27 protein-coding genes are annotated in these 25,573 nt (G+C 34.0%); 15 read left to right on the top strand and 12 right to left on the bottom strand.

The window, feature by feature from the left end:
- Positions 1–2 precede the first annotated feature (2 nt).
- The 4 genes from ASJ80_RS17780 (at position 3) to ASJ80_RS15800 (ending at position 1,341) form a co-directional block, all read left to right on the top strand.
- Entirely contained in the window at positions 3–131 is a 129-nt protein-coding gene (locus tag ASJ80_RS17780) for a hypothetical protein (protein WP_255360697.1), read from the top strand.
- Between the two features lie 78 nt (positions 132–209).
- Positions 210–386, top strand: coding sequence for a hypothetical protein (locus ASJ80_RS17240; protein ID WP_176720259.1), 177 nt, complete (start codon positions 210–212; stop codon positions 384–386).
- A 236-nt stretch (positions 387–622) separates the two neighbouring features.
- Positions 623–874: a DUF2769 domain-containing protein gene (locus ASJ80_RS15805; RefSeq protein WP_048081608.1), complete on the top strand. Its 252-nt coding sequence runs from the start codon at positions 623–625 to the stop codon at positions 872–874.
- Positions 875–960: 86 nt separating this feature from the next.
- Positions 961–1,341 (top strand): DUF120 domain-containing protein, encoded by a 381-nt coding sequence (locus tag ASJ80_RS15800; protein ID WP_069584019.1) that lies wholly within the window; start codon positions 961–963, stop codon positions 1,339–1,341.
- Between the two features lie 20 nt (positions 1,342–1,361).
- Here the strand turns inward: ASJ80_RS15800 and ASJ80_RS15795 are convergent, their stop codons facing one another.
- The 4 genes from ASJ80_RS15795 to ASJ80_RS15780 form a co-directional block, all read right to left on the bottom strand.
- Positions 1,362–1,598: a hypothetical protein gene (locus ASJ80_RS15795; RefSeq protein ID WP_069584018.1), complete on the bottom strand. Its 237-nt coding sequence runs from the start codon at positions 1,596–1,598 to the stop codon at positions 1,362–1,364.
- A 173-nt stretch (positions 1,599–1,771) separates the two neighbouring features.
- The gene (locus tag ASJ80_RS15790; RefSeq protein WP_069584017.1) at positions 1,772–2,608 is read right to left on the bottom strand and encodes an Mrp/NBP35 family ATP-binding protein; all 837 of its coding nucleotides are present in this window, start codon (positions 2,606–2,608) and stop codon (positions 1,772–1,774) included.
- 241 nt (positions 2,609–2,849) lie between these two features.
- Positions 2,850–3,071: a NifB/NifX family molybdenum-iron cluster-binding protein gene (locus ASJ80_RS15785; protein WP_069584016.1), complete on the bottom strand. Its 222-nt coding sequence runs from the start codon at positions 3,069–3,071 to the stop codon at positions 2,850–2,852.
- Between the two features lie 360 nt (positions 3,072–3,431).
- On the bottom strand, positions 3,432–3,773 hold the full coding sequence (locus ASJ80_RS15780) for a winged helix-turn-helix transcriptional regulator (RefSeq protein WP_069584015.1): 342 nt from the start codon (positions 3,771–3,773) through the stop codon (positions 3,432–3,434).
- Between the two features lie 274 nt (positions 3,774–4,047).
- On the opposite strand from ASJ80_RS15780, the gene ASJ80_RS15775 reads away from it, so the two are divergent.
- From ASJ80_RS15775 to ASJ80_RS15765, 3 genes are all read left to right on the top strand, one after another.
- Positions 4,048–4,266, top strand: coding sequence for a heavy-metal-associated domain-containing protein (locus ASJ80_RS15775; protein ID WP_083240975.1), 219 nt, complete (start codon positions 4,048–4,050; stop codon positions 4,264–4,266).
- A 236-nt stretch (positions 4,267–4,502) separates the two neighbouring features.
- Positions 4,503–6,947 (top strand): heavy metal translocating P-type ATPase, encoded by a 2,445-nt coding sequence (locus tag ASJ80_RS15770; RefSeq protein WP_069584014.1) that lies wholly within the window; start codon positions 4,503–4,505, stop codon positions 6,945–6,947.
- A 148-nt stretch (positions 6,948–7,095) separates the two neighbouring features.
- The gene (locus ASJ80_RS15765) at positions 7,096–7,242 is read left to right on the top strand and encodes a YHS domain-containing protein (protein ID WP_069584013.1); all 147 of its coding nucleotides are present in this window, start codon (positions 7,096–7,098) and stop codon (positions 7,240–7,242) included.
- Between the two features lie 8 nt (positions 7,243–7,250).
- On the opposite strand, the gene ASJ80_RS15760 is transcribed toward ASJ80_RS15765, so the two are convergent.
- The gene (locus ASJ80_RS15760) at positions 7,251–7,925 is read right to left on the bottom strand and encodes a cyclase family protein (protein ID WP_069584012.1); all 675 of its coding nucleotides are present in this window, start codon (positions 7,923–7,925) and stop codon (positions 7,251–7,253) included.
- A 345-nt stretch (positions 7,926–8,270) separates the two neighbouring features.
- On the opposite strand from ASJ80_RS15760, the gene ASJ80_RS15755 reads away from it, so the two are divergent.
- Positions 8,271–8,576 carry a hypothetical protein gene (locus ASJ80_RS15755; protein WP_069584011.1) on the top strand — a complete coding sequence of 102 codons (306 nt, stop codon included), beginning with the start codon at positions 8,271–8,273 and terminating at the stop codon, positions 8,574–8,576.
- 116 nt (positions 8,577–8,692) lie between these two features.
- Here ASJ80_RS15755 and truD read toward each other — a convergent pair whose 3' ends face one another.
- Together truD and ftsA are read right to left on the bottom strand one after the other, a co-directional pair.
- Positions 8,693–9,958, bottom strand: coding sequence for a tRNA pseudouridine(13) synthase TruD (gene truD, locus ASJ80_RS15750; RefSeq protein WP_069584010.1), 1,266 nt, complete (start codon positions 9,956–9,958; stop codon positions 8,693–8,695).
- Positions 9,959–10,083: 125 nt separating this feature from the next.
- A complete protein-coding gene (gene ftsA, locus ASJ80_RS15745) occupies positions 10,084–11,424 on the bottom strand; it encodes a coenzyme F390 synthetase (protein WP_069584009.1) in 1,341 nt (446 codons plus the stop codon).
- Positions 11,425–11,749: 325 nt separating this feature from the next.
- Here ftsA and ASJ80_RS15740 point away from each other — a divergent pair, with 325 nt between their 5' ends.
- The 4 genes from ASJ80_RS15740 to ASJ80_RS15725 all read left to right on the top strand — a co-directional run bounded on the left by ASJ80_RS15740 (position 11,750) and on the right by ASJ80_RS15725 (position 18,816).
- Positions 11,750–14,512: a cation-translocating P-type ATPase gene (locus tag ASJ80_RS15740; protein WP_338036881.1), complete on the top strand. Its 2,763-nt coding sequence runs from the start codon at positions 11,750–11,752 to the stop codon at positions 14,510–14,512.
- Positions 14,513–14,643: 131 nt separating this feature from the next.
- Positions 14,644–16,077 carry a TrkH family potassium uptake protein gene (locus tag ASJ80_RS15735; protein WP_069584008.1) on the top strand — a complete coding sequence of 478 codons (1,434 nt, stop codon included), beginning with the start codon at positions 14,644–14,646 and terminating at the stop codon, positions 16,075–16,077.
- A gap of 592 nt (positions 16,078–16,669) precedes the next feature.
- Positions 16,670–17,320, top strand: a complete 651-nt coding sequence (locus ASJ80_RS15730) for a potassium channel family protein (protein ID WP_069584007.1) — start codon at positions 16,670–16,672, stop codon at positions 17,318–17,320.
- A gap of 11 nt (positions 17,321–17,331) precedes the next feature.
- Complete coding sequence (locus ASJ80_RS15725) at positions 17,332–18,816, top strand: TrkH family potassium uptake protein (protein ID WP_069584006.1); 1,485 nt, start codon at positions 17,332–17,334, stop codon at positions 18,814–18,816.
- Positions 18,817–18,898: 82 nt separating this feature from the next.
- Here ASJ80_RS15725 and ASJ80_RS17920 read toward each other — a convergent pair whose 3' ends face one another.
- The 4 genes from ASJ80_RS17920 to ASJ80_RS15710 form a co-directional block, all read right to left on the bottom strand.
- Complete coding sequence (locus ASJ80_RS17920) at positions 18,899–19,051, bottom strand: HAD hydrolase-like protein (protein WP_083240980.1); 153 nt, start codon at positions 19,049–19,051, stop codon at positions 18,899–18,901.
- A 290-nt stretch (positions 19,052–19,341) separates the two neighbouring features.
- Positions 19,342–19,515: a hypothetical protein gene (locus ASJ80_RS17230; RefSeq protein ID WP_176720258.1), complete on the bottom strand. Its 174-nt coding sequence runs from the start codon at positions 19,513–19,515 to the stop codon at positions 19,342–19,344.
- A 68-nt stretch (positions 19,516–19,583) separates the two neighbouring features.
- The gene (locus ASJ80_RS15715) at positions 19,584–20,876 is read right to left on the bottom strand and encodes an amidohydrolase family protein (protein WP_095652125.1); all 1,293 of its coding nucleotides are present in this window, start codon (positions 20,874–20,876) and stop codon (positions 19,584–19,586) included.
- Positions 20,877–21,054: 178 nt separating this feature from the next.
- Complete coding sequence (locus ASJ80_RS15710) at positions 21,055–22,329, bottom strand: amidohydrolase family protein (RefSeq protein ID WP_095652124.1); 1,275 nt, start codon at positions 22,327–22,329, stop codon at positions 21,055–21,057.
- Between the two features lie 473 nt (positions 22,330–22,802).
- On the opposite strand from ASJ80_RS15710, the gene hisG reads away from it, so the two are divergent.
- The 3 genes from hisG to ASJ80_RS15695 all read left to right on the top strand — a co-directional run bounded on the left by hisG (position 22,803) and on the right by ASJ80_RS15695 (position 24,691).
- Positions 22,803–23,663, top strand: a complete 861-nt coding sequence (hisG, locus tag ASJ80_RS15705; protein WP_069583837.1) for an ATP phosphoribosyltransferase — start codon at positions 22,803–22,805, stop codon at positions 23,661–23,663.
- Positions 23,664–23,867: 204 nt separating this feature from the next.
- Positions 23,868–24,149, top strand: coding sequence for a winged helix-turn-helix domain-containing protein (locus ASJ80_RS15700; RefSeq protein ID WP_069583836.1), 282 nt, complete (start codon positions 23,868–23,870; stop codon positions 24,147–24,149).
- Positions 24,150–24,190: 41 nt separating this feature from the next.
- Entirely contained in the window at positions 24,191–24,691 is a 501-nt protein-coding gene (locus ASJ80_RS15695) for a hypothetical protein (RefSeq protein ID WP_245837603.1), read from the top strand.
- A gap of 315 nt (positions 24,692–25,006) precedes the next feature.
- Here the strand turns inward: ASJ80_RS15695 and ASJ80_RS17225 are convergent, their stop codons facing one another.
- Positions 25,007–25,186, bottom strand: a complete 180-nt coding sequence (locus ASJ80_RS17225; protein WP_069583835.1) for a hypothetical protein — start codon at positions 25,184–25,186, stop codon at positions 25,007–25,009.
- Positions 25,187–25,573: the final 387 nt, after the last annotated feature.

Raw genomic sequence — 25,573 nt, 5'->3', positions numbered from 1 at the left:
TCGTGCTAATTATCGCAGTAGTAATCATAGTAGCTATTTTTGTATGGATGTGGATGTACACACCTTATATGGGAGGCTATCACGGCCACTACGGTAATAATACGGGCCATGGTATGATGCATGGATATTAAAAATTTATATGTGTACTTTCAATTTCTTAAAGTTAAAAAAACCTCAATTGAATGTACTAAAATAATTCAAATGATTCAATGCAGCTAAAAATTATTAATGTATCTGGAAAAGATGATGATGAAGAAGATATTAAAATAAACCGTATTTCAGTGGGTGATCTACTTAAAAATCTAGATATTGATGCATTTGGAATCATTGTAACAAGAAATGGCAAAATTGCGAGAGAACACGATATTTTACATAAATACAGATAGGATAATAATCTCTGGGAAGGGGTGCTGTTAAAGTAAACAAAAAATCATCGAAACACGACTTAACCTTTTTATTATCACTTTTTATCCTAATTAACATTTTTAGATAACTTTTTACAAGCAATTTAATAACCAATAAATTTTATGTAATAAGTTTTATAAATTTAATATTACATACTAAAGATAGAAGTTGAAGGAAATAATGCATATTTCCAGAAACACATAAATGAGGTGATAATATGGCAAAAGTCCCAAAAAATGAAGAAACCATGATAAAGTGCATCTGTAATGCATGCCCTACCTACAATGAGTGCATGCAGAGCGGAAAATTAGGAGTATTTTGCTCCGCAGGTGATGAAATAAGATGTTTTGAAAATGAACAAGGGTGTAACTGCCAGGACTGTACAGTTTCATCAGATTTTGATTTCTCCACTGTTTACCACTGCAAAGATGGATCGGCCGACAGGCAAATGGAATCCAGATCAAGATAACTTACCTAATTTATTTTTTATTTGAAAATAAGCTTGCGGATCTATTTTAAAAATTATTGATATTATAATGTAAAAATGTGATTTAAATGAAAATTAAAGGTATTGTAGTTTCAGGAACAAAAAAAGGCGCATATTTTATGTCGCAATCAATTTACAGGGATCAATTTGAAGATAAACTTCATTTCAAGCCATTCATTGGTACGTTGAATGTCCATGTTGAAGATAATGATTCACAAAAGGTTGAGAAACTTTTAGAAAGTGATATTCCAGAAATAAAAGGTGAAAAAACTTTTGGTGATGTTAAATTTAAAAAAGCAACTCTAAATGATGAAGTTGAAGGGGCAGTGATTTTTCCAGAAAAAACTCATCATTCAAAAGATGTTGTTGAGTTTATAGCTCCTCAAAATCTTAAAGAAAGGTTCCATATTAGTGATGGAAGTTCCGTAACTATAAATATTCCAGATTAAGTTCTAAAAAATTGTTTATATCATGCTAATTTCAGCGTGCTCTCCTTAGTTAACATAATATTTGCCATATCTACAGCATCCAGATAGGGAATTCCTTTTTCAATAAGGGGAAGTTCAATATTGCCCGTTGCATCTGAAACATTTTGATACTTTCCTTTCCCTACAAGATTATCTTCATATACAGCAAAAAAAGCTAAAAACAATACAAATAATGCCATAATAATTCCAACAATGGCTAATTTTACAATCTTTCTCATGAGTTTCACCAGAACATGACATGATGAATTTTATTATTTTATTATGGACTATTATTATTTATAACTGCATGCCAGAATTATAGGAATCCATATTTGTTATTAATTAAGCATCTCTGTTTTTAAAATTAATTTAAATGAAGTCATATTTCTTCAAAAAAGAATTGAAGTTAAAATTAAGACTTGCTGATAATTTGTGACTCAATTTTATCCACAATTTTTGATATCCTAACTGAAATCTCTGATTCCGGCTCTTTAATTACAACAGGATTCCCACTATCAGAAGAAGCTGCTGTTTCTACATCTAAAGGCAGTCTCCCAAGGAAAGGAATGTCCATTTCTTCCGCCAGTTTAGTACCCGTACCTTTACCAAATATTAAAATTTCATTTTCACAGTGGGGGCAGATAAAACCGGACATATTCTCAATAACTCCAATAATTGGAATATTTAGATTTTTAACTAAATTAACACCCTTGATTACATCTTCCTGAACTACAGATTGGGGCGTGGTAACTAAAACGACGCCATCTAATGGAACAGTCTGTAAAACAGTTAAAGGCTCATCTCCAGTGCCTGGAGGATTATCAATAATTAAAACATCTAAATCACCCCAGTTAACTTCTGCAAAAAATTGTTTTATTGCCCCTGTTTTTGCAGGGCCTCTCCATATAACAGGAGTATCCTGTGAAGATAAAAAAAATCCTACAGACATGACTTTTATTCCTTCTTCAGTTTCAACAGGTGTTATACCATCTTCACTGTAACCTAAATTTTTTCCTTCTACTCCCAGCATCTTTGGAACATTTGGCCCATGTACATCTGCGTCCATAATACCTGTTTTATACCCCTTCTTAGCAAAGGCAGCAGCTAAATTTACCGATACTGTGGATTTACCCACTCCCCCTTTTCCACTCATTACTGCAATTTTATGCTTGATCTTACTCATCCTTTTTATAATTTCAACTTCCTGTTCCATTACCGCTTTTTTACGCTGTTCTTCTTCAGAAACCATTAATAATCCTCCAAATAGAATATATTTGAATATTAAAGCTAATACATATAAAATCAATAGAAACTAAATTCTAAAAAATTGTTTTCACTGTTTTAGAAACTAATCTAAAATATCGTGTAAACATATAGTAATAGTATATCTACAAAATTATTTATAATTTTCAAATTTAACTGTAACCGCCGAATACCTCTTTTCAACCTGTTAATTATACAATTTTTCCAAATATTACACTTTTTCAAGTTTAATGAATTACAGGCCGCGGTATTGGTCTAGAAATTAGTTTTGAAGAAGCTAATTTTTTTAAAGCTTTTTCTATCATAAAATTCAAAACAGAGTATGACTTTACTCCACATGATAGAAGAGCTTTAGATGTAGAAGGTCCAATTTGGCTTGGAAGTATTACATCACAATCTGAAATTAAATCAACACTCTTTGCAAGCGCTTTATCATGATTTTCCAACAAATTGGGATCATCTGAAGGCGGGATGTTTTTACTGGCTCACTGAATTCATGATCTCCACTTTCTTTAATTTCAAATACAAGAAAACCGAACCTTGCCAAGTGCAGATCTATAAATTTTCCATCACTGCTTGAAATTGCGAATTTTAACGATGTATCTCATCTTTTTTTTAAATTCAATGACTAATTTAATTAAATTAAACCAAATCAATGATTGATATCTCATTAGATTGTTATGTTAAATCTTTAATTTAACATAACAATAGTTATATATAGACAGTCTAATTTTAAGTATATAACTACTGTTATAAAATTAGACATATCCATAACAGTCGGATTAAAATTAAAAATAATGGAGTATGACTTAATCTAACACATTTAAACAGATTTTAGATTTACAGTATTCTTCTCCCCAGTCACAGAGTGATTTTAAAATAGGTATAACTGATTTGCCCTTTGCGGTAAGGGAGTATTCTACCTTTGGAGGCACTTCTGCATAGACCTTTCTGTTAACTAAGTTATCTCTTTCCAATTCCCGGAGCTGTTTTGTAAGCATGCGTTGTGTTATAGCAGGTAATTCTCTATTAATTTCACTGAACCTTAACGTTTGATCTTTTAATGCCCACAAAATTAGTGGTTTCCACTTTCCACCTATTTCATCTATTGCTGCAGCTACTGGACAGCAGTACTTTTTATTTTCAGTCATCAGATCACATCAGTTACTTATTACGCCCGTATACAAAAATAATCCATGTATTCTACTTATATTCCAATGGTACTTTTGTTGATAGTTGGTATACAAAAGTGTACTATATAACCGTTTTGTCTATACCTAATTTAAATACAACTAGTGGAATTCATATATTATAGATAAATTAATTGAAAATTTTAGTTAAAAATAATTAAAAAGAGTTATATAATCATTGTTTAACCGAAAATATTTAAAAATCAAATAATAAGAACTGAGGAGGAGTTAAATAGTGTTTGATTCAACAAAAGCAGAAATTAAAATTTCAGGAATGAGCTGTGCCCACTGCGTAGCACGCGTTGAAAAATCTTTAAAAAATGTAGATGGGGTCAAAGAAGTTAAAGTAGATTTAAAATCAGGAAAAGCCGCTGTTAAATACAATCCTAAAAAAGTGGAACTCTCAAAACTAGAAGAAGCTGTAAAAGAAGCAGGCTACGACGTGATTAATTAATCACTGAAACTTAGAAAATATAATAGATTCTAATGAGTTAAGAATTAAAAAAGCTTTGATAAAACCTTAATTATCAAATTTAAGATTTGTATCACCAAAGCATTACTCATACCCCCCATTATTATTTTATTTTGGACTTTTTTCTTTATTTAAATCATAATTGAAACTATTAGAAAAAATTATTAATCAATAAAAACAAAATTAAAATAGTATAATCATGATTAAGAGGTAAACAAATGGCAGAACAATCCAAAAAGAAAGCAGAGATTAAAGTTTCAGGAATGCACTGTGCTTCATGCGCTTTAAACGTTGAAAAGTCTCTAAAAAACCTTGAAGGAGTTGAAGAAGCTCAGGTAAACATTGGAACTGAAAAAGCCACTGTTGAATATGATCCTGAAAAGTTGAAGCTCGCTGAATTGGAAAATGCCATAGAAGATGCTGGTTATGGTGTGGCAAATGATCATGTTATTTTAAAGATTGGAGGAATGAGCTGTGTAATGTGCGTAAAAGCCATAGAAGAAGCTCTTGGAAAACTTGATGGGATCAGTGATGTTAATGTTAATTTAACCTCTGAAAAAGCTTATGTTACTTATAATTCTGAAATTACAACAGTTACAGATATGAAAAATGCAATTGAAGATCTTGGATACCAATATCTTGGCATTGAAGGAGAAAAAACAGAAGAACTTGAAGAAAAAGTAAGAGCTAAAGACCTTAAAGACAAAAGAAACCGAATAATTGTTGGTTTTGGATTTTCAATCCCTTTAATGGCTTTAATGTATCTAAATATCCCCCTTCCAATCCCAATGCCTTACTTCATGCTTATAGTTTCCATTCTTCCATTTATATACGTGAGTTACCCCATATTCACAGCAGGCATCCGTTCCCTCAAAAACAGGAACCTTGACATGGATGTTATGTATTCCATGGGAATTGGAGTAGCTTATGGATCAAGCCTTCTAGGCACTTTTAATATTATACTAACTCAACAATTCCTATTTTATGAAACAGCACTTATGCTTGCTGCATTTCTAGCTTTAGGAAGATATTTAGAGGCAAGGGCAAAGGGACAGACGTCAACTGCTATAAAAAAATTAATAGGACTGCAGGCAAAAACTGCCACTGTAATTCGCAGTGGTAATGAGATGGAAATTCCCATTGAAGATGTTCAAATGGGTGATACAGTAGTTGTTAAGCCTGGTGAAAAGATCCCTGCAGATGGAGAAGTTGTAAGCGGTGAAAGTTATGTAGATGAATCTGCAATTACTGGAGAGCCAATTCCTGCATTTAAAAATAGTGGAAAATCCGTTGTTGGGGGAACCATTAATCAGAACGGAGTATTAAGGTTCAAAGCTCTAAAAATTGGGAAAGATACAGTATTATCTCAGATTATAAAACTTGTAGAAAATGCTCAGGGCTCAAAGCCGCCTGTCCAACGAATTGCAGATAAAGCTGTAAGTTATTTCATCCCAACTGTTTTAACTATAGCAATTGCAGCATTTCTCTTCTGGTACTTCTTATCAGGAGCTACCCTTCTTTTCGCACTTACTGTGTTGATCTCCATTCTTGTTGTAGCATGTCCATGTGCACTTGGGCTTGCATCACCTACAGCCATAACTGTAGGTATTGGACGAGGAGCAGAGCTTGGGATCTTGATTAAAAATGGGGAAGCCCTCGAGATATCTGAAAAGCTTACCACCATAGTGTTTGATAAAACAGGTACACTTACCAAAGGCAAGCCTGAGGTTACAGATATAGCCCCAATTGGAACTGATAACAGAGAATTATTAAAACTCGCTGCCAGTGTTGAAAAAAATTCACAGCACCCCCTTGCAGAAGCAGTGGTTAAAAAAGCACTGGAAAAAAATATAGAAATAGAAACAAGCCAGAATTTCAATACCTTTGGAGGAAAAGGGGTAAAAGCAGTGGTAGAAGGTAAAGAAATTATAATAGGAAATAGAACCTTGTTTAAAGATAGAAATATTACAATACCCAACGAAGCTGAAGAAAAACTATCTAAATTTGAAAATGAAGGCAAAACAGCAGTTTTAGTTGCTGCAGATAACTCATTATCCGGAGCAATTGCTATAGCTGATACATTAAAAGAAACCACCAAAGATGCAATTGGAAAGCTCAAAGAAATGGGTCTTAAAGTTGTCATGATAACTGGAGACAACAAACAAACAGCCGGTGCAATTGCAAAGCAGGTTGGAATTGAAAATGTAATTGCAGAAGTGCTGCCCCAGGATAAATCCGAAGAGGTTAAGAGGCTTCAAGAGGCTGGTGAAGTTGTAGCATTCGTTGGTGATGGTATTAACGATGCTCCCGCACTAGCACAATCTGATGTTGGAATAGCTATAGGAAGTGGTACAGATATAGCCATAGAAAGCGGTGAAATTGTCCTTATAAAAAACGACATCATGGATGCACTTGCTGGTATTCAGTTAAGTAAAAAAGTGATGGGAAGGATAAAGGAGAACTTATTCTGGGCCTTTGCATACAACTCCGTGCTTATTCCTGTTGCAGCAGGGGTGCTCTACCCTTTCTTTGGAATTACATTCAGGCCAGAATTTGCAGGTCTTGCAATGGCACTTAGTTCAGTATCTGTTTTAACTCTTTCACTGTTATTAAAAGGGTATGTACCTCCTGCAAAGAAAGAGAAAGTAGAAATGACTCAATGAAATTAGTGTACGAAATAACTGAACACTCTATTTTTCTTCTATTTTTATAGTTAAAAAATAATATTAATTTCTTTAATCATATTAAAAAAATAATTTTAAAGTTAATTTTTGAGTAGTCTGATTAAAAACTGTCAAATGAGGTGAAAAAATGGTTTTAGATCCAGTATGCATGATGGAAGTGGATGAAAAATCTGCAAAAAATGTAAGCGAATATAAAGGGAAGAAATATTATTTCTGCGCTCCACTTTGTAAAAAAAAGTTTGAGGAAGACCCTGAAAAGTATGCAAAGGAATAACTAAAAATTTACTTTAATTTAGCAACCACAGTACACGGAGCGCTGTCAATCCCTTTGATTTGCCACGGGACAACAATTATACTTTCTAAATCTCCATTTTTAACATTACCTAATTTCATATCTTCAATTAGAAGCAGCGGTTCACCAAAATCCTTGCTCTTTTTAAATGCGTTTACGTGTGCTTCTTTTCCAGATTGTGGATTTTGATAGCTGGACATAGATACACAGTCTATGCCAATACATCGAACATTTTTAAGGTTTTTTCTTATGAAATAGACAACTTCTGGGGATATTCCAGGGTTTTGAGTAAGATATTTCTCTGGATCATTCTCATGGAATTTTTCAAATCCAGTACGGAACAAAATACAGTCTGCATTATTAAAATCTATTTTAGATACATCCCATATTTTCATAAGCTCGTTTGGACCCTTTGGAATATCAACAATAATAGGACTATTAAAAACCAGTTCATCCTGATTATAATCAGAGATTATCCTGCCGTCTTCCAAAAAATGGCCAGGAGCATCTACATGTGTTCCAGAATGGTTTTCAACATTTATCAAGTATGTATTATAACCTTTCCCATCTACAATCTGGTTACTGCGAACCATCTCTGGCTCCTTTAAACCTATATGAACGGGAGAAGTTTCTTCCAGCGCGTAAGAAAGTGTTATATATCCCATAATTTTCATCTCCTTAACTCAAAAGTTGAATTTAAAATTTTTAAGTTAATTCATAACTTAAATACCAACTTAACCTTTAATTTACAAGTATTATAAGCATAAATCTGTCTTTAGCTCACTTTTATACTTTAAAATATCACCAATATAATTTTTATCATTATCAGTACAGGACAATATTCCAGTTTTCTAAGAATATATGTCACTAATTAACCTTCATTAACATCATTATGGATTTCAAACATTCTATTTTTAGATAAAGACACCAAAAGCGATTTTTTAAATTAGTAAATAATAAATTTTAATAAAAATATATAGATAATTAATAAAGTTAAGGAGAGTGAATTTATGGCAATGTTTATGGCACACCTGACCCATCCTGTTGAAGCATGTTACCTTGTTAGTGAAGAGACTAAAAAGAAACTTAAGGAGCATTCCAGCAAAAGAGAAGAACTCGCTAAAAAACATGAAATTAAAATAATATCTGCAGTGTATCCCCCATTGGAACACGAAATATTTTATATAATAGAAGCACCATCTTTCAGGAATGTAGAACTGTATTTAAGAGAAATGGGCTTTGCATTATACAATAAAATCAAAATAAGGCATGTACAATCAATGGAAAAAGCTTTAGATAGGCTGCAAGAATTATAATTAGATTTTTAAATAAATACTCCTTTATTTTTTAAATCAGTTGAATTTTATCCCAAAAATTTAAAATCAAAAAACAGTTTCTAAAAGATAAGAAGTAGTGTTAAATCTTCTTAATCTTAAACAACTTCATTTTTCATTATTTCCCGTAAAACAGCCGTTGCATAACAGCCTTTAGGAATTGAAAACTCTACAAGAACTCCCTCATCAGTAGCCTTAGCAGAGGCATCCCATATCTTAAATCTAATCGCACGTCTCAGCCCATGACTTCCAAGTTTAGGCATTTTAGGGACTTTAAACTCTTCTAAAGTAACCCCTTCTCCATCTATAACTTTCTGCTCCATTTCGCCCAGCTCTCCACCGGCAAGTGGGACTTTACTTCCAAAAAGAGGAGCTGTAGGGTGGACTTCAAAGTTTTTTATTCTTTCATCTATGTCATCCCCAAATTCATGGACTAAGTGTTCTTCATTGTCGATGATTATGTCACCTTCAACATACTTATCGATTCCAAGCTTAACTCTTTCACTTACAGCTTTATTGAATAAAAATGACTGATAAGCGTGGACAAACATTCTCCTTAACGGTTTTGGAAGGCTTGATATGGCGCGCCTGTAAGCATGTTCATCTAAAGAATCAATATCTTCGATATTTTTCTTTTTCATTTCCTTTAAAAGGGTTTTAAGCATCATTTTTTCATATCTCATGCTCCCCGGCATTTCTTCAAGTGATTCTTCCCATTTTCCCTCGTCATACAGCTGTCTTGGTTTTTTAATATGCTCCCTCTCCTCGTCATAAGGGTTTCCAATATAACAATCAACTGCTTTTTTTAAATCATTTTCAAGTAATGCTTTTCCAACGAGATGGGTATTGGATCTCTTTTTACCAAACCTCTGCCAGCCGTAGTAATTAGGGACCCCTGTCTTTGAGAGTTCTGCCAGTATTTCAGTTGCTAGTTGACTATCTTTTTCTGGATCTTCTGTATCTCTTATAAGAAGCCTGAATTTATTCCCTACAAGTTGTCCAATCCTTAACTTTTTCTCGTTTTTCATTATCTTGAGTATGTCAACTTTGTAAAGCTTGTCTCTTAATTTTTCAATGTCTTCAACTTCTGAGTTTGAAACACACAGCCACTGTCTTGTGACTGCTCGTTTATCCTTCATTCCTGCAAAGCCCATTCTTTTTCTGTCTATGTGCAGTTCACGTGCGACATCCAGTACAACCTCAAGTGTATCTCTTCCAACTTTTTCAATAAAAAACCATGTGTTGTCTCCTGTTCCACTTGGTTCTGATTCTGGTATTTCTTCAACGTAAAAATCTTCGTATCTTGTCCTAATTTTCCCACCAATTCCTTTCTGTCTGGTGATATAAGTTTCCGCGTTAAGCATTAGTTTTTTCTCCGGATTATTTTTAAAAGTGTAAAAATAAGTATTCTATTACTGTATGTTCTCACATTCATATAAATAAAAATAATTCATTGTAATTTAAAAAAAATAATTCAGTTATTTAAATCTCACCGGCGGTCCACCAAACGCTTTGGCCTTCCCCTGATCTTATAAAATTCAAGGCCTTCGGCACCAGTAAAATTAAAGACTACATTAAATGTACCATCTGAATATGCCTGCCGAATACCTGGCTTAAATTTAAAGAAACTTTTAATAAAATTCTCACTGATCATATCTTCATCACAATTTACAGGGTCGCTGCACTCCATGCTAACTCTCATTGTAGTTTCCATTTCATCCCCGTAAAGAAATGCTTCATATTCTCCTGTTAGATATTCCATATTGTCCCTCTGAAACACTCCTTGCTCTATATCCACTTTATTAAACGGATTTCCAGCTACCCAAACTGTTTCTGCTTCACGCTGCGGATTTGAAATTCGCATATGAGTTCTGCCACATTTACATTTCTCTCTGCTTAAAACTATGGTGGTATCTTCAGTATCATAATTCAAAAGAAGAGTTCCAGTCTTTTGACCAACTGGCAAAAGGGTTGTTAAAACTATTCTACCGCATTCGCCTTCATCTACGAAGTTTTTAAGCTGAGGGTCATAAACATCAAGGTGTACCAGATCTTCAGGTACGTGTAAACCTGCTTTTACGTAACATTCCCCACACATAGTCCCCTCAGTGCTCCCATAGGTATTGTAAACTGGTACACCCCATATTTCTTCCAAATATGCTCGTGATTCCTCTGCAAAGCTTTCACCACCTGCAATTAAATGTTTGATACTGGATTCTTGAGGTGGAATTCCTTCTGATTCCATTCGTTTTGCAAGGCGCAGAAGCTTGAATATGCTGCCCACTATACCCGTAGGCTGGTAATTTTTTATTATGCGGACTGGAAACGTGCATTTACCCTCAGGAATAATTGCCATTCCTATTTTTTGAGCAGCCAGCGTCATTGTGTTGGCCCCTACATTCATCCCATATGATGCACAGACCACTACCCTGTCTCCCCGGCCGAAACCTTGTGATACAAATGAACGGGCGTATTTTTCAGCATATCTGTTCCAGTCATCCCATGTAAGAAAGAAAGATTTAGGCACTCCACTGGTTCCACTTGTTTCGTGGATCGTATATATGCTGTCCCAATCTATACATTTAAATTCAAAATCTTCAGTCTCTGGAGGCTGCTTTTCCCTCAATGTTTTACTGGTTATTATAGGCAGTTCTCTCAAATCCTCATGAGATTTGATATCGGACGTGTTTATCCGGTTTTCTTTAAACCATTTTCTGTAAAAAGGAGAATTGTCATAGGCATATTCAACCGTATACTTAATACGTTCCTCAACAAGGGCATCAAGGTCATTTCGATCCATTATTTCTATTTCCTCGTTGAAATAACTCATAAAAATCCCCACATTACTAATATTATATTAATAATATTATGTCCGGATTAACTTATTAATATAAGGATTAATGAAATTTAGATAAGCTTAAAATAGAAAGATTTATCCTATTTCAAGATATCAATGAACCAGAATAAAGTATATATTAGCTACCGTAACTTATTTTACCCCCAGTACATTTAAAAATATTCCGCTACTATTTTATGTTTTAAAAACCATAGATTATAATACATTTTACTTACCTATTAACAAATAATTTTAAGTGTTTAAATAAAATTTACGGCTTGAGACATGAAATCATGGAAAATTCTGCCTGCGTGTAACCATGAATGAAAATAAACCATCCAAAGAAGAGATGGATATATATAAACCATCTCCTAAAGAGGTATATTCTAAACTAGATACAACATCCAATGGTTTAAGTGAGAATGAAGCTCAAATACGGCTTAAAAAATATGGGCCAAATCAAATTGAAGAAGTCAAGAAAAAGCCGTTGATATTCAAATTTTTAGAGAATTTTTACAATATTCTTGCCCTTCTTTTATGGGCTGCAAGTATATTAGCTTTTATTTCTGGAACTCCCCAATTAGGATTTGCAATTATTGGAGTAATTATAATAAACGCTATTTTCAGCTTCTGGCAGGAATATCAGGCAGAAAAAGCAACAGAAGCCCTCAAAAAAATCCTTCCCTCAACCGCAAAGGTAATAAGAGAAGGTAAAGAAAGGGAAATAGTTGCAGCAGGACTGGTACCTGGCGATATAATTGTACTTGATGAAGGAGACAATATTTCAGCAGATTCAAGGATTATAGAGGCATCCCAATTTAAGGTGGATAATTCTACACTCACAGGAGAATCACGGCCTATACGTAAAACGCCTGATGGCATGAGCGGTGAAGACCATGCATTTATTGAGATGCATAACCTTATTTTTGCAGGTACCAGCGTGACATCTGGCTCTGGAAAGGCAGTAGTTTTTTCAACAGGCAGAAACACTGAGTTCAGCAAAATAGCGTCTCTTACCCAAACTGTGAAAGAAGTACAGAGCCCACTGCAGATAGAAATAAACAAAGTGGCACGTTTAATAGCAATTATAGCAATTTTAATGGGCCTCACTCTGTTTGGAGTTAATATACTTGTTTTAAATCTCCCTTTAAACATTGCATTTCTTTTTGCCATAGGTTTAACTGTTGCAAATGTTCCAGAAGGCCTTCTCCCTACTGTAACCCTTGCACTTGCTGCAGCCGCTAGAAAAATGGTCAGTAAAAATGCACTCATAAAACGTCTTTCCAGCGTCGAAACCCTGGGTTCTACAACCATAATATGTACAGATAAAACAGGGACACTTACTAAAAATGAGATGACCGTCCGTAAAATCTGGATACCTGATGAATTAATTGACGTAACAGGTGCAGGATATACACCTAAAGGTAAATTCCTGCATAAAGGTAATGAAATATCTTATGATGAAATGAAAGAGCTTAAACTGCTTATGAGAACAGCCGCGTTTTGTAATGATGCCAAATTAATTAAACCCCAAAGTGAGGGTAAAAAATGGAAAATATTGGGGGACCCCACAGAAGCATCACTACTTGTTGCAGCATGCAAAAGCGGGTTTAATCCGAAGGAAGAGATAAAAAGAATTCCAAGGATAATTGAACTCCCATTTGATTCTATACGGAAATCAATGAGTTCTATACATCAAAAAGAGGATAAAAAGGTTGCATATATTAAGGGGGCCCCCAAAAAGATAATTTCTTTAAGTAATCAAATTTCTGAGGATGGAAAAATTAGGCCTCTGTCCCCAGAAGAAAAAGAAAATATAATCAAAATACATGACGAACTTGCAGAAGAAGGCCTTAGAATACTTGCAATAGCATATAAAAATTTACCCAATGATTTCAATGATTACAGGCCAGAAACTGTTGAAAAAGACATGATATTTCTTGGTATGATGGCAATGCAAGACCCTCCACGTCCAGAAGTCTATAAAGCAGTCAAACAATGTCATGGTGCGGGAATACGAATTATAATGATAACTGGAGACTATGGGCTTACAGCAAGAGCTATAGGCGAAGAAATCGGCATCATAAGCGGCGATTGCCAGGTGGTAAAGGGAAAAGAGATAAGTGAGATGTCAGACGAGCAAATCGTACAGCTTCTCAGTTCTGGGTGTGACGTGATATTTGCCAGAGCTGTTCCAGAGCATAAAATGAGGATTGCATCTATACTTGAGGATGAAGATGAGATTGTAGCAATGACTGGTGACGGTGTAAATGATGCACCGGCACTTAGAAAAGCAGATATAGGGATTGCAATGGGAATAACTGGTACTGATGTAGCTAAAGAAGCTTCAGACATGATTTTAACTGACGATAATTTTGCGACAATTGTATCTGCCATAAAAGAAGGCAGGACCATCTATGAAAATATAAGGAAATTTATAACCTATATTTTCTCCCATGAAACTGCCGAAATTATACCATTTGTACTTACAGCCATGTTTGCTATCCCCCTCCCAATTACAGTCATGCAAATACTTGCAATAGATCTAGGAACAGATACTCTTCCTGCAATTGCGTTGGGGAGAGGGCCTCCAGAGTCGGATGTAATGAAAAGGCCGCCACGGCCAAGAAAAGAGAGACTTTTGAATTTGCATGTAGTGCTTAGAGGATATATCTTCCTTGGATTAATTGAAGCAGTACTTGTAATGTCTGGATATTTCTGGGTGCTCTACGGCGGCGGGTGGCACTTTGGACAGACCCTCCCCTTTTCAGACCCATTATACATTAAAGCCACCACAATTGTCTTCGTTGGTATTGTAATGGGCCAGATAGGGAACCTGTTAACAATTCAGACTACACGGACATCAGTATTTAAAATTGGAGTTTTTAAGAATAACTGGATAATAAGAGGAATTATATTTGAAGCCGCTATAGTGCTCGCAATCCTTTATATACCCCAACTGCAGGGCGTATTTGGAACTGCTCCACTTGGAATAATAGAATGGTTATATGTAATTACATTTATTCCAATTATGTTTTTTGCAGATGAATTAAGGAAATATTTAATCAGACGGTTAAAATAACTTTTATTTTCTTTTAAAACACATACTCACTTAACATACCCTCTTGATTATATGCAATTTTCAAATAAGCCAAAATATTGTAATAATGATTAAATTTATATGCTCTGCCGAAAATTATATATACGGTATCAATGATTGGTCAACTGAGAAAAAAAGATTTATTTGTAATATTAGAGCAATTAGGATTAATAATGATTGGTATTGGTGTAGTAACTTTAACACCGATATTTGTTGCTTTAATCTATAATGAAGGTAATTATATCTCTTTTTTAATTCCATCAGGATTTTCAATTTTAGTAGGTTACATTCTCAGAAGATCTCTCAGGGGCAAAAATAGAAGAATGGGGCTTAAGCATGGTATGATGATAGCTGCCCTTTCATGGCTCTGGGCAGCTCTAATCGGAAGCCTTATCTTAATGAATATTACACATATTAACTTTTTAAACGCTTATTTTGAAAGTATGTCCGCATGGACGACTACTGGACTCACCATATTAAATGTTGAAACTGTTCCTAAATCGGTTTTATTTTTAAGAAGCATTGCACAATGGATCGGTGGACTTGGAGTTGTTATTGTTGTTATAGGAATTTTGATACGTCCAGGAACATCTGCTTCAAGGTTATATAAATCCGAAGCCAGAGAAGAAAAAATTAAACCGAGTATCACAGGCACTGTGAAAACTATGTGGTGGATTTATCTGTTTTATACAATTTTAGGTATTGTTTTATATGTTCTTGCAGGAATGTCCATATTCAATGCTATAAACACCACCATGACCAATTTATCAACCGGCGGTATGTCAGTTTATAACGACAACATTGGAGGATTTCACAGCAATTTAATTAATTTAATAACCATGGTCATCATGATTATTGGTGCTACAAGCTTCCTTGTCCATTATAGAGTTTTAAAAGGCAAAGTAAAAGATATGATTCGGGATATCCAGTTTCAGGCAATGATTATTATAATATTTATATTCTCTACCCTTATATTCATAAATGCACATCTTACCACCATGGATTCTGTTTTTCATGTAATATCTGCTATTACGTGTACTGGATCCAGTATTCCATCCACAAGTGCCCAGGTAGCATGGCCCCAATACGTGAAAATAATACTCATAGCTGCAATGATAATTGGAGGTTCAGCAGGATCAACTTCAGGTGCAGTAAAACTTATAAGGATAGTTACAATTTTAAAAGGATATTATTGGGAACTTTTAAGGGTACTTTCTCCTGCAGGTTCTGTTATACCCAAAAAAATATCTGGAAAACCTGTAACAGATGTAGAAGTTAGAGAAGCAAGTTCTTATGTATTTATTTATCTTCTTTTCATATTCATAAGCTGGCTTGTATTTGTACAGTATGGATACGATGCTTTAAACTCATTATATGAAATTATTTCAGCGCAGGGAAACGTTGGGCTTTCAATGGGAATTACATCCCCAACAATGCCTCAAATTCCCCAAATTTTCCTGATATTTAACATGTGGATTGGAAGAATTGAAATAATTCCAGTACTTGTTTTAATAAAAGCATCATTAGGTGCATTAAAGAGGTTTTAATTTTTTTTATGTTGAAACTATTCTAAAAATTGATATAAAAGGAACAGTATTCATTGTAAATAATACATAACATAGAATAATTAATAAAGGGGAAATCCAAAGATCAAAAAATGGAAAGGATAACAGCAGTTCAAATAATAATCGCCTGCACCCTCATCTTCATAATCGTCGTTATAATAGGTTATCTACTGCGTACAGGGACCATATCCAAATAATTAAAAGTACATGTTATAGTTTAGTATTACTCTTAATAAATTAGCAAGACATATTACAAATTCATATGTCTTTAGTCCATTTATTCGGCAGGTTTTACTTATATACCCCAATTTAATGTCTACTTTAGTGCAAAAAATAGTTTAAGACCTTGAATTTAACCAGTCGGAAGATATCGGAAGATAAAGTTTATATATAACATTGGTCAAATTACATGAATCGGTATAAAAAAAATTAGTAAACCGTTGCATAGCCAGTATGAACTTAAAGTAAAGTTTATTGACTATATTTATGTAGAATAACATTTTATTTCAAACTTATAACCGTTTTAAGTATTTATTTAAACGATTTAAACTATAATTATTGATAAGGTGTATTTATGTATGTAGTAATAATGGGCGGAGGAAGAGTAGGTCTTAACCTGGCCTCAAAACTAATTGAAAATGGTAACGATGTTACTATAATCGAAAAAAGTGAAGAATTATGTAATAATGCTGCGACGGAACTAGATGCACTGGTTATCTGTGGTAATGGTACCAATAAAAAGATTCTCGAAGAAGCCAATATTGGTGATGCAGATGTTTTTGTTGCAGCTACAGGGAATGACGACGCTAATTTGTTATCAAGTATTCTTGTAAGGGATTATAATATAGAAAAAATTATAGCAAGGGTAAGCGATATATCACATGAGGAAGCATTTCAAAAAGTAGGTATCAATTTTGTTGTAAGTCCCGAACTTACTGCAGCGAGTTACCTTGAGAAAGTGATAACAAGACCCAATATAGCCGATCTAATCGTGCTTGGAAAGGGAAATGCAGAAATGATAAACATTACCGTGAAAAATAAAAAGGTAATTGGTAAAGAAATTAGAGAAGTGAGTCCCACAGATGATTATATAATTGCCGCAGTTCATAATAATGGCAACATCATTATTCCAAAGGAAAATATGGTTTTAAATGAAAATAACCTTATTTCCGTACTTGTTAAGGCAAATGCCGTGAAAAAAGTTACGCAGATGTTCACGACCTAGAATGTGATTAAATGCAAAGGGTTCATAGGCTGAGTAGGAGAGAAGTTAAAACTATCCTTCATTACACAGGAGATGTTTGCATGCTTCTTGGAGCTGCAATGCTAGTTCCTATTTTAGTTTCTCTTATTTATAATGAGCCCCGATATATAGTTCCTTTTTTATCTTCAGCTGCTATAAGTGCAGTTATTGGCTTTACTTTTGTTAAATTATTTAAAACAGAAATAAAAATGACCATTAAAAGTGCAATGGTTTTTTCAACTGCCATATGGTTGATTGCATGTGCACTTGGTGCGTTACCCTACTTTTTTTCAGGAGATTTATCTTATTTAAATGCTTATTTTGAAGCCATGTCTGGATTTACAACAACTGGTTTCAGCATGTTTTCAAATATAGATGCTATTTCTTACACAATTAATTTTTGGAGAGCTTTTACTCAATGGATTGGAGGTCTTGGAATCATATTCCTACTTTTGGCCATTTTTAGATCCACTGGTGCTGATGTAATGCGCCTTTACTTTGCAGAAGGTAGAGAAGAACGTTTAAGACCCAGCATTAAACAATCAACCCGTGTCGTAGTTTACATGTATGTTTCATTTACTGCAATTGCCATAGCTCTCTATTTAGCGGCAGGTATGCATGTTTTTGATTCTATTTTCCATGCATTTACCACCCTATCCACAGGTGGATTTGGAATGCATAATACAAGCCTTTTATTCTATAACAGCATCTGGATAGAAATAGCAGCCATGATTATAATGATACTTGGAGCCACAAACTACGCCCTACTCTACACAATTTTAAAAGGAAATTGGAGGGAATACTTCAGGGATATAGAAACAAAAGTGGCATTTTCACTTATTGTGGTCTCAACAATTCTTGTGACATTTGTACTGTACAACAACCATGTTTATGGAAATAGCTTGCTGCTCAACTTCAGATTTGCCCTGTTCCAGATGGTTTCTGCCATATCTACAACAGGTCTGCAAACAGCTTTTTATCCAGATATACTGAGCCAATGGATTGGTCTCGGTACTTTTCTCCTCACCATAATCATGATAATTGGTGCTGGTTCACTATCTACTGGTGGGGGTATTAAATGGCTCAGGTTGGGTGTACTTTTAAAAGGGATATCATGGCAGGTCAAATCATTTATACTACCAGGTAAAGCTGTAATGGCTAAAAAAGTTCACCATGTCACTGAATTACAGATTACAGACGATGTTTTAAGAATAACAAGTGCATTTGTGTTTACATACCTTGTAATATACATAATAAGCGTGATTATAACCCTCATATATTACTCCGACATATCAAGAGTCATTTTTGAAGTAGCATCTGCTTTAAGTAACGTTGGGCTTTCAAGCGGGATTATGACTCCTGATTCGCCAGTACTTGTAAAAATAGTTTTCATCATAGATTTCTGGATGGGAAGGCTTGAAATATGGCCAGTGCTGCTCCTTATAGCCATTACAATCAATAATGTAATTAGGAGATAAGATATAATTTGAATTCCAATTATTTTTATTTTGCCAGATCATCTAGTTAAAACAATAGGTTTAATTCTATTTAAAGCTAAAATTAAGAATTTTCAAGTATAACATTCAATATTTCTTTTTTATCCGTTAAATTATCAAAAACAAAATCAGCGTCTGAATCTTTAAGTTCATCTTTTGAATATCTCCCTGTTGCAACCCCTACAGTCTTAGCACCTGATTCAAACCCTGCTTTTATATCACGGGAGTATCTCCAAAAACAAAAATTTCACTGCCATCGAAATCATGATCATCCCTATCCCTCTTAATGGCAGTTTTAACTAGCTCTGTCCTATTTATATTGTCGCTTCCAAATCAGCCCACCTTGAAATAACGACTTAAACCTGCTTTTTTCATTTTTTCTAAGACAATTTGCTCTAAATTGCCGGTAATTAAACCAATGAGTACTTTATTTTCTAATACTCCAAAAGTTCTTTTGACCCATCTAAAGCAGGAATATCTTCTCTTTCTACATTTTCTTTAAAATAATCAACAACTGCTTCCATTGCATTCATCTAGCTTAGCCTTAATTAAATTCCCATCAAGCCCAACACACTTAAGAACTTCAACTGCGATCTGCGGATCGGTCATTTCAGCATAATTAATGATGCTGATATCTACATTAACACCATAAACCTTTCTAAAAGCATAGGAGAATGCCACATGGTGGCATATTGACCTATCTATTAACGTTTTGTCGATATCAAATAAGACCAGCTTATTTATGGAAATCAGCTTTTTGATAAAAGTTCCTCTGCAGCACCTTCAGCAAGCTGAATCACTTCAGCCTCATCAAGCACTTCTAACACTTTATTTCTCATCAAAATTTCCCCATTACAGATTACAGTGTCAACATCGCCGCCGTTTGCAGCATACACAACATGAGATACTGGATGCCTAAATGGAGTTAAACTAGGAGTTTTCATATCCACAAGTACGAGATCAGCCTTTTTCCCAACTTCAATGCTGCCAATTTCGTTTTCAAGACCTAAAGCAGCAGCAGCATCAATTGTGGCCATTTCAAGCACTTTTTCAGCTGGAAGCACTGTAGAATCCCCCGTGTTGACTTTTTGAAGTAGTGCTGCCAATTTCATCTCTTCGAACAAGTCTAAATTGTTATTTGAGGCTGCACCGTCAGTTCCCAATGATACATTTACACCGCTTTCAATTAATTTAGAAACTGGAGATATTCCTGACGCCAGCTTCATGTTACTTGTAGGGTTGTGGGATAATTTCACATTATTTTCTTTAATTATTTTTATTTCTTTATCTGAAAGCCATACAGCATGCGCTGCTATTACATCATCTGCTAAAAAACCTATTTCATCAAGGTATTCAAAAGGTCTTGCACCGTAGGACTCCTTTACCTGTCCAACTTCAAATTCAGTCTCAGCCACATGAATGTGGATTTTGAGCCCTAATTTACTTGCTTTTTCTCTTACTTCTTTTAAAAGTTCTGTTGAACATGTGTAAGGTGCATGTGGCCCAAATGCGACTTTTATTCTCCCGTCTGCAGTATCATGGCATTTTTCTATTATCCTCATGGTTTCCCTAAATTCGGCCTTTCTCTTCTCTTCGTCCCCAAGGTCTATCATCCCGTGGGATAGCATGCCCCTTAAACCAGAGTTATCAACTGCTTTCGCCACATCATCCATAAAAAAGTACATATCATTGAATGCGGTGGTTCCAGACTTTATCATTTCAATACATGCCAGTAAAGCACCTGCATAACAGTAATCGCCTGTTAAATTAGCCTCCACTGGCCAAATATGATCATTTAACCATGTATCAAGAGGTAAGTCATCTGCAAGACCTCTCATAAGTGTCATTGATAGATGAGTATGTGTATTTACAAGTCCAGGCATTAGAACTTTTTTTTCGCCGTTTATTATCTCATCAGCACTGTGTGAGCCTGTTTTTTCTGTTATTTCTACAATTTTATCGTTTTCTACAATTACTGAACCTTTTTTAATCTCATCGCCCAGTATAGTAACGTTATCTATTAAAATACTTTTTGTTTCCATGGAACCACCGGTTAATATTTAAATTTTAGATTAATTTACATAAATAGTTATTATTTATTATTGAAGTCCAATATATACTCTGGATAAACTGTACTTATGACATAATAACTTCAAATTATAAAACATTTAATAAAAAAAAGTACTTCCATAGTTCAAAAGTGCATTTATAGTCACGGTTTTATTCTACAGCATTTTCAGCGAGCCGAACTACCTCAGTCTCATCAAGCACCTCTAATACTTTGTTTCTCATCAAGATCTCCCCATTACAAATTACAGTGTCAACATCACCGCCATTTGCAGCATACACAACATGAGATACTGGATGCCTAAATGGAGTTAAACTAGGAGTTTTCATATCCACAAGTACGAGATCAGCCTTTTTCCCAACTTCAATACTTCCAATTTCATTTTCAAGACCTAAAGCAGCAGCAGCATCAATTGTGGCCATATTAAACACTTTTTCAGCTGGAAGAACTGTAGAATCGCCAGTGTGCACTTTTTGAAGCAGTGCTACCAGCTTCATCTCTTCAAATAAGTCTAAATTGTTATTTGAGGCTGCACCGTCAGTTCCCAAAGATACATTTACTCCAGTGCCAATTAATTTTGAAACAGGTGATACTCCTGATGCCAATTTCATGTTACTTGTAGGGTTGTGGGATAATTTCACATTATTTTCTTTAATTATTTTTATTTCTTTATCTGAAAGCCATACAGCATGTGCTGCTATAACATCATCGGCCAGAAAACCTATTTCATCAAGATATTCAAACGACCTTACACCATAAGACTCTTTTACTTGATCCGCCTCAAATTCAGTTTCATTAACATGAATATGTATTTTAAGCCCCAATTTACTTGCCCTTTCCCTTACTTCTTTTAAAAGCTCAGTGGAGCATGTATGTGGAGCATGTGGCCCAAATACAACTTTTATTCTACCATCTGCAGTATCATGGCATTTTTCTATTATCCTCATGGTTTCTTTAAATTCAGCCTTTCTCTTCTCTTCGTCTCCAAAATCAATCATTCCATATGAAAGCATTCCTCTTAAGCCAGATTTATCAACTGCTTTGGCAACATCATCCATAAAAAAGTACATATCATTGAATGTGGTGGTTCCAGACTTTATCATTTCAATACATGCCAGTAAAGCCCCAGCATAACAATCTTCTCTGTTTAATTCGGCTTCTACAGGCCATATATGATCATTTAGCCAGGTATCAAGTGGTAAGTCATTTGCAAGTCCTCTCATAAGTGTCATTGAAAGATGAGTGTGTGTATTTACAAGTCCTGGCATTAGAACTTTTTTTTCACCCTTTATTACCTCATCAGCGCTGTGTGATCCTGATTTTTCAGTTATTTCTACTATTTTATCATTTTCTACAATTACTGAGCCTTTTTTAATCTCACCGCCCAGTATAGTAACGTTATCTATCAAAATACTTTTTGTTTCCATGGGACCACCATTTAATGTTTAAATTTTAGATTAATTTACATAAATATCTACTATCTTATTTATTAAAGTCTAAAAATACATTTTGCATAAAGTAGATTGGTATTAAATTATCCTATATTTTGTATGATATAAATCCGTTAATAACCTATCATTACCAAAGTTTTAAAAGTACACATTGTACAATATAAGACAATATTATTGTATTCAATTTCAATTTGGGCATAAAGCCTTTAATAACCTTTATCCAAAATATATAAAGTACATGCCAAATTACTTATAGTGAATAACGAACTAGACTTATAAAATATATATTCCTTAAATTCATTTAATCATGTTTAAATAATCTTCCGATTATTTAACAGCAAAAATCCATAGTTTTTGCATGTTTAAAACAAATGTAAACCTGAATTAGCAATAATTTAGTTATTCACCATAATGATAATTATTTAATCAACTTTACAGGGAGGACGCATATGCAGTTAAAAATAGCGCTTCCATCAAAAGGAAGAATTAGTGATCCTGCAGTTAAACTTTTGGAAAAAGCAGGAATTGGTATTAAAGATACGGCAAATAGAAAGCTCTTCTCAGAAACATATGATGAAGATACAAGTGTTATGTTTACAAGGGCTGCAGATATTCCAGAATTTGTTGCAGACGGCGCAGCAGACCTTGGAATAACCGGCCTCGATTTAATAGAAGAAAAAGAAGCAGATGTTGAAATTTTAGAGGATCTTAATTTTGGAAGTGCTAAACTTGTTTTAGCTGTACCTGAAGATTCTAAAATTAACAACATACTAGACATAGATAACGGTGCCATTGTAGCCACAGAATTTCCTAATTTGACAAAAAAATACCTGAAAAATAAAGGTATAAACGTCAAAATAGTTGAATTAAGCGGGTCAACCGAAATTGCGCCCTTTATAGGTGTTGCAGATATTGTAGCAGATCTCACAAGTACAGGCACAACACTCAAAATGAATCATCTTAAGATTATAGATACCATACTTGAAAGTTCCATAAAACTAATTGCAAATAAAGAAAGTTTTAAAGACAAAAACGAAAAAATAGAAGCCATACGGACAGGTATAAAAGGAGTTCTAGATGCAGAGGGCAAAAAACTCGTCATGATGAACGTCAATAAAGAATCCCTTGAAGATGTTAAAAAAGCAATGCCGGGGCTTACAGGACCAACTGTTTCTCAAGTTGTTTCAAATGAAGACATTGTGGCAGTTCAGGCAGTTGTAGATGAACGTGAAGTCTTTAATACCGTAAACAGGCTTAAAAAAATAGGTGCAAAGGATATTCTGGTTGTACCAATTGAGCGAATAATATAAATCAATCATCTATGAAAGTTATGTAAATAATGTAAATTATATCTTTCATGTGGATTATCAACTACATGTTACGATAATTACTATATCAAAATTACAATTTAATTAAAGTATAATTCATATACATGAGCAAAAATAATTTTATTAATCAAGTTTTTAAGTCATAAAAATAAATAGAGCAATGTCCTAATTCTCATAAGTGATTACATGAAAAAGCTGTTGTGGTGGTTAATCGCCGGAATGAAAGGCGGATTAAACCGTGCCAAAATAATTAAGTCGTTAAATGATAGACCATATAATGCAAACCAACTTTCTGAAGAACTTCAGCTTGATTATAAAACTATAAGGCACCATATTAAAGTTTTAGAAGACAACGGCATCATTAAGTCCACAGGAGGAAAATACGGTAAAATGTATTTTCTAACAGAAAATATGGAAAAAAACTATGATGTTTTCAACGAGATTTGGGAACAAATTGGGAAAAAGTAGATATTTAAAATGCAAAAAATTGAGATAGTAGAGGATATAAAATGATACAAAATTCCACAAACGCAACGCCAAATGGTACAGATATTAGCCCACATTTTACAAAAGTGCCAAACGGTACAAATATGAACCCCGATATTGGTATAGGGCATAGTGCACCGCATATAGATAGTGGTTTAAATGACGGCGGTATCACTTTAGGACCATTTCATATAGGCCCGAATGGAATTGATATCGGAGGCATAGGAACCTCATATTTATCTATTGTAGTTGGAATTGCAAATATCTGCTTATTAATAGCATTAATTTATATCTACATGAAAAATTACAGGCAGCTCAAATCCAAATTTACCATGGGCCTTTTAATATTTGCTTCGCTATTACTAATTCAAAACGTTGTATCTACCGGATTTTTGATCCTAAATCTGGTTATGGGCATGGGACAACATGGTTTTGATATAGATCGACCTCAATTCCCGTTATCTTCCATTAATGTGATCCAGCTTATAGCCCTATCAGTCCTTTTAAAGATCACATTGGACTAAACTTATTTTACCCCTTTTTTAGATTATAATTAAGTATTCATTCCTTTTTTTTAAATATTACCTAAAAGATCAGTATTTTGATATAATTACATCAGATATCATTTCTTTTTTTTTTAAATCACTTAAAAAAATTAGTAATATTTTGATAAGCTTCTTTTCACAGCAACATTTGGTATAGATTTGGGTATAAATCTGGAATAAATACTTAAATTTAGCACTCCAACATTAAAACGTGAAGTACATGAACCGAATTATTAAAAATCGGGAACAAATAAGTTAAAAGTATAATTACATATATTGAGAGGTTAAATCATCTCACCATCTTTCCATATACTGAAACCTCTCAATATAAAATAATGAACTAATTACAGGTGATATCAAGAAAATTAAAAACAGAATATTAATTGCAGGTTGGCGGGCACCTGCAAGTATCCAAATATGTCGCTTAATATCTTCTATGTGAGGCTTAGCCTCTTTGAATCCCCTTTCGCTCATAGAAGATTATATTGCACAGTGGGTGGGTCACCTCCAAAAACCAGAGGTTTTTGAGGTTTCGAAAAATTCATAGAATTTTTCTTCAACCTCCAAAAAAAATTGAAAATTTTTTTTGAGGTTTCGGAAAACTGTAAGTTTTCCTTCAACCTCCAAAAATCCGTAGGATTTTTGAGGTTACAAAATTCATTCTGAATTTTAACAACCTCTAATAATAGAGGTAAAACAATTTTTTATTTTAATTTAGAATTAATTATATTTTAGCATGCTAATTTTAAAAATATTAAATTTTAATTTAAAGAGAATTAGAGAGTAAATTCAAATAGAAATTTATCAGTTAATTTTAGATATAGAAATATAGACTTAGCTTTATTCCACATAAAAGAAGTA

The organism is Methanobacterium bryantii, assembly GCF_002287175.1.
Taxonomy (GTDB): Archaea; Methanobacteriota; Methanobacteria; order Methanobacteriales; family Methanobacteriaceae; genus Methanobacterium_D; species Methanobacterium_D bryantii.
Note: the sequence above shows the minus strand (reverse complement) of the source record. Positions and strands in the feature narration are given on the sequence as shown.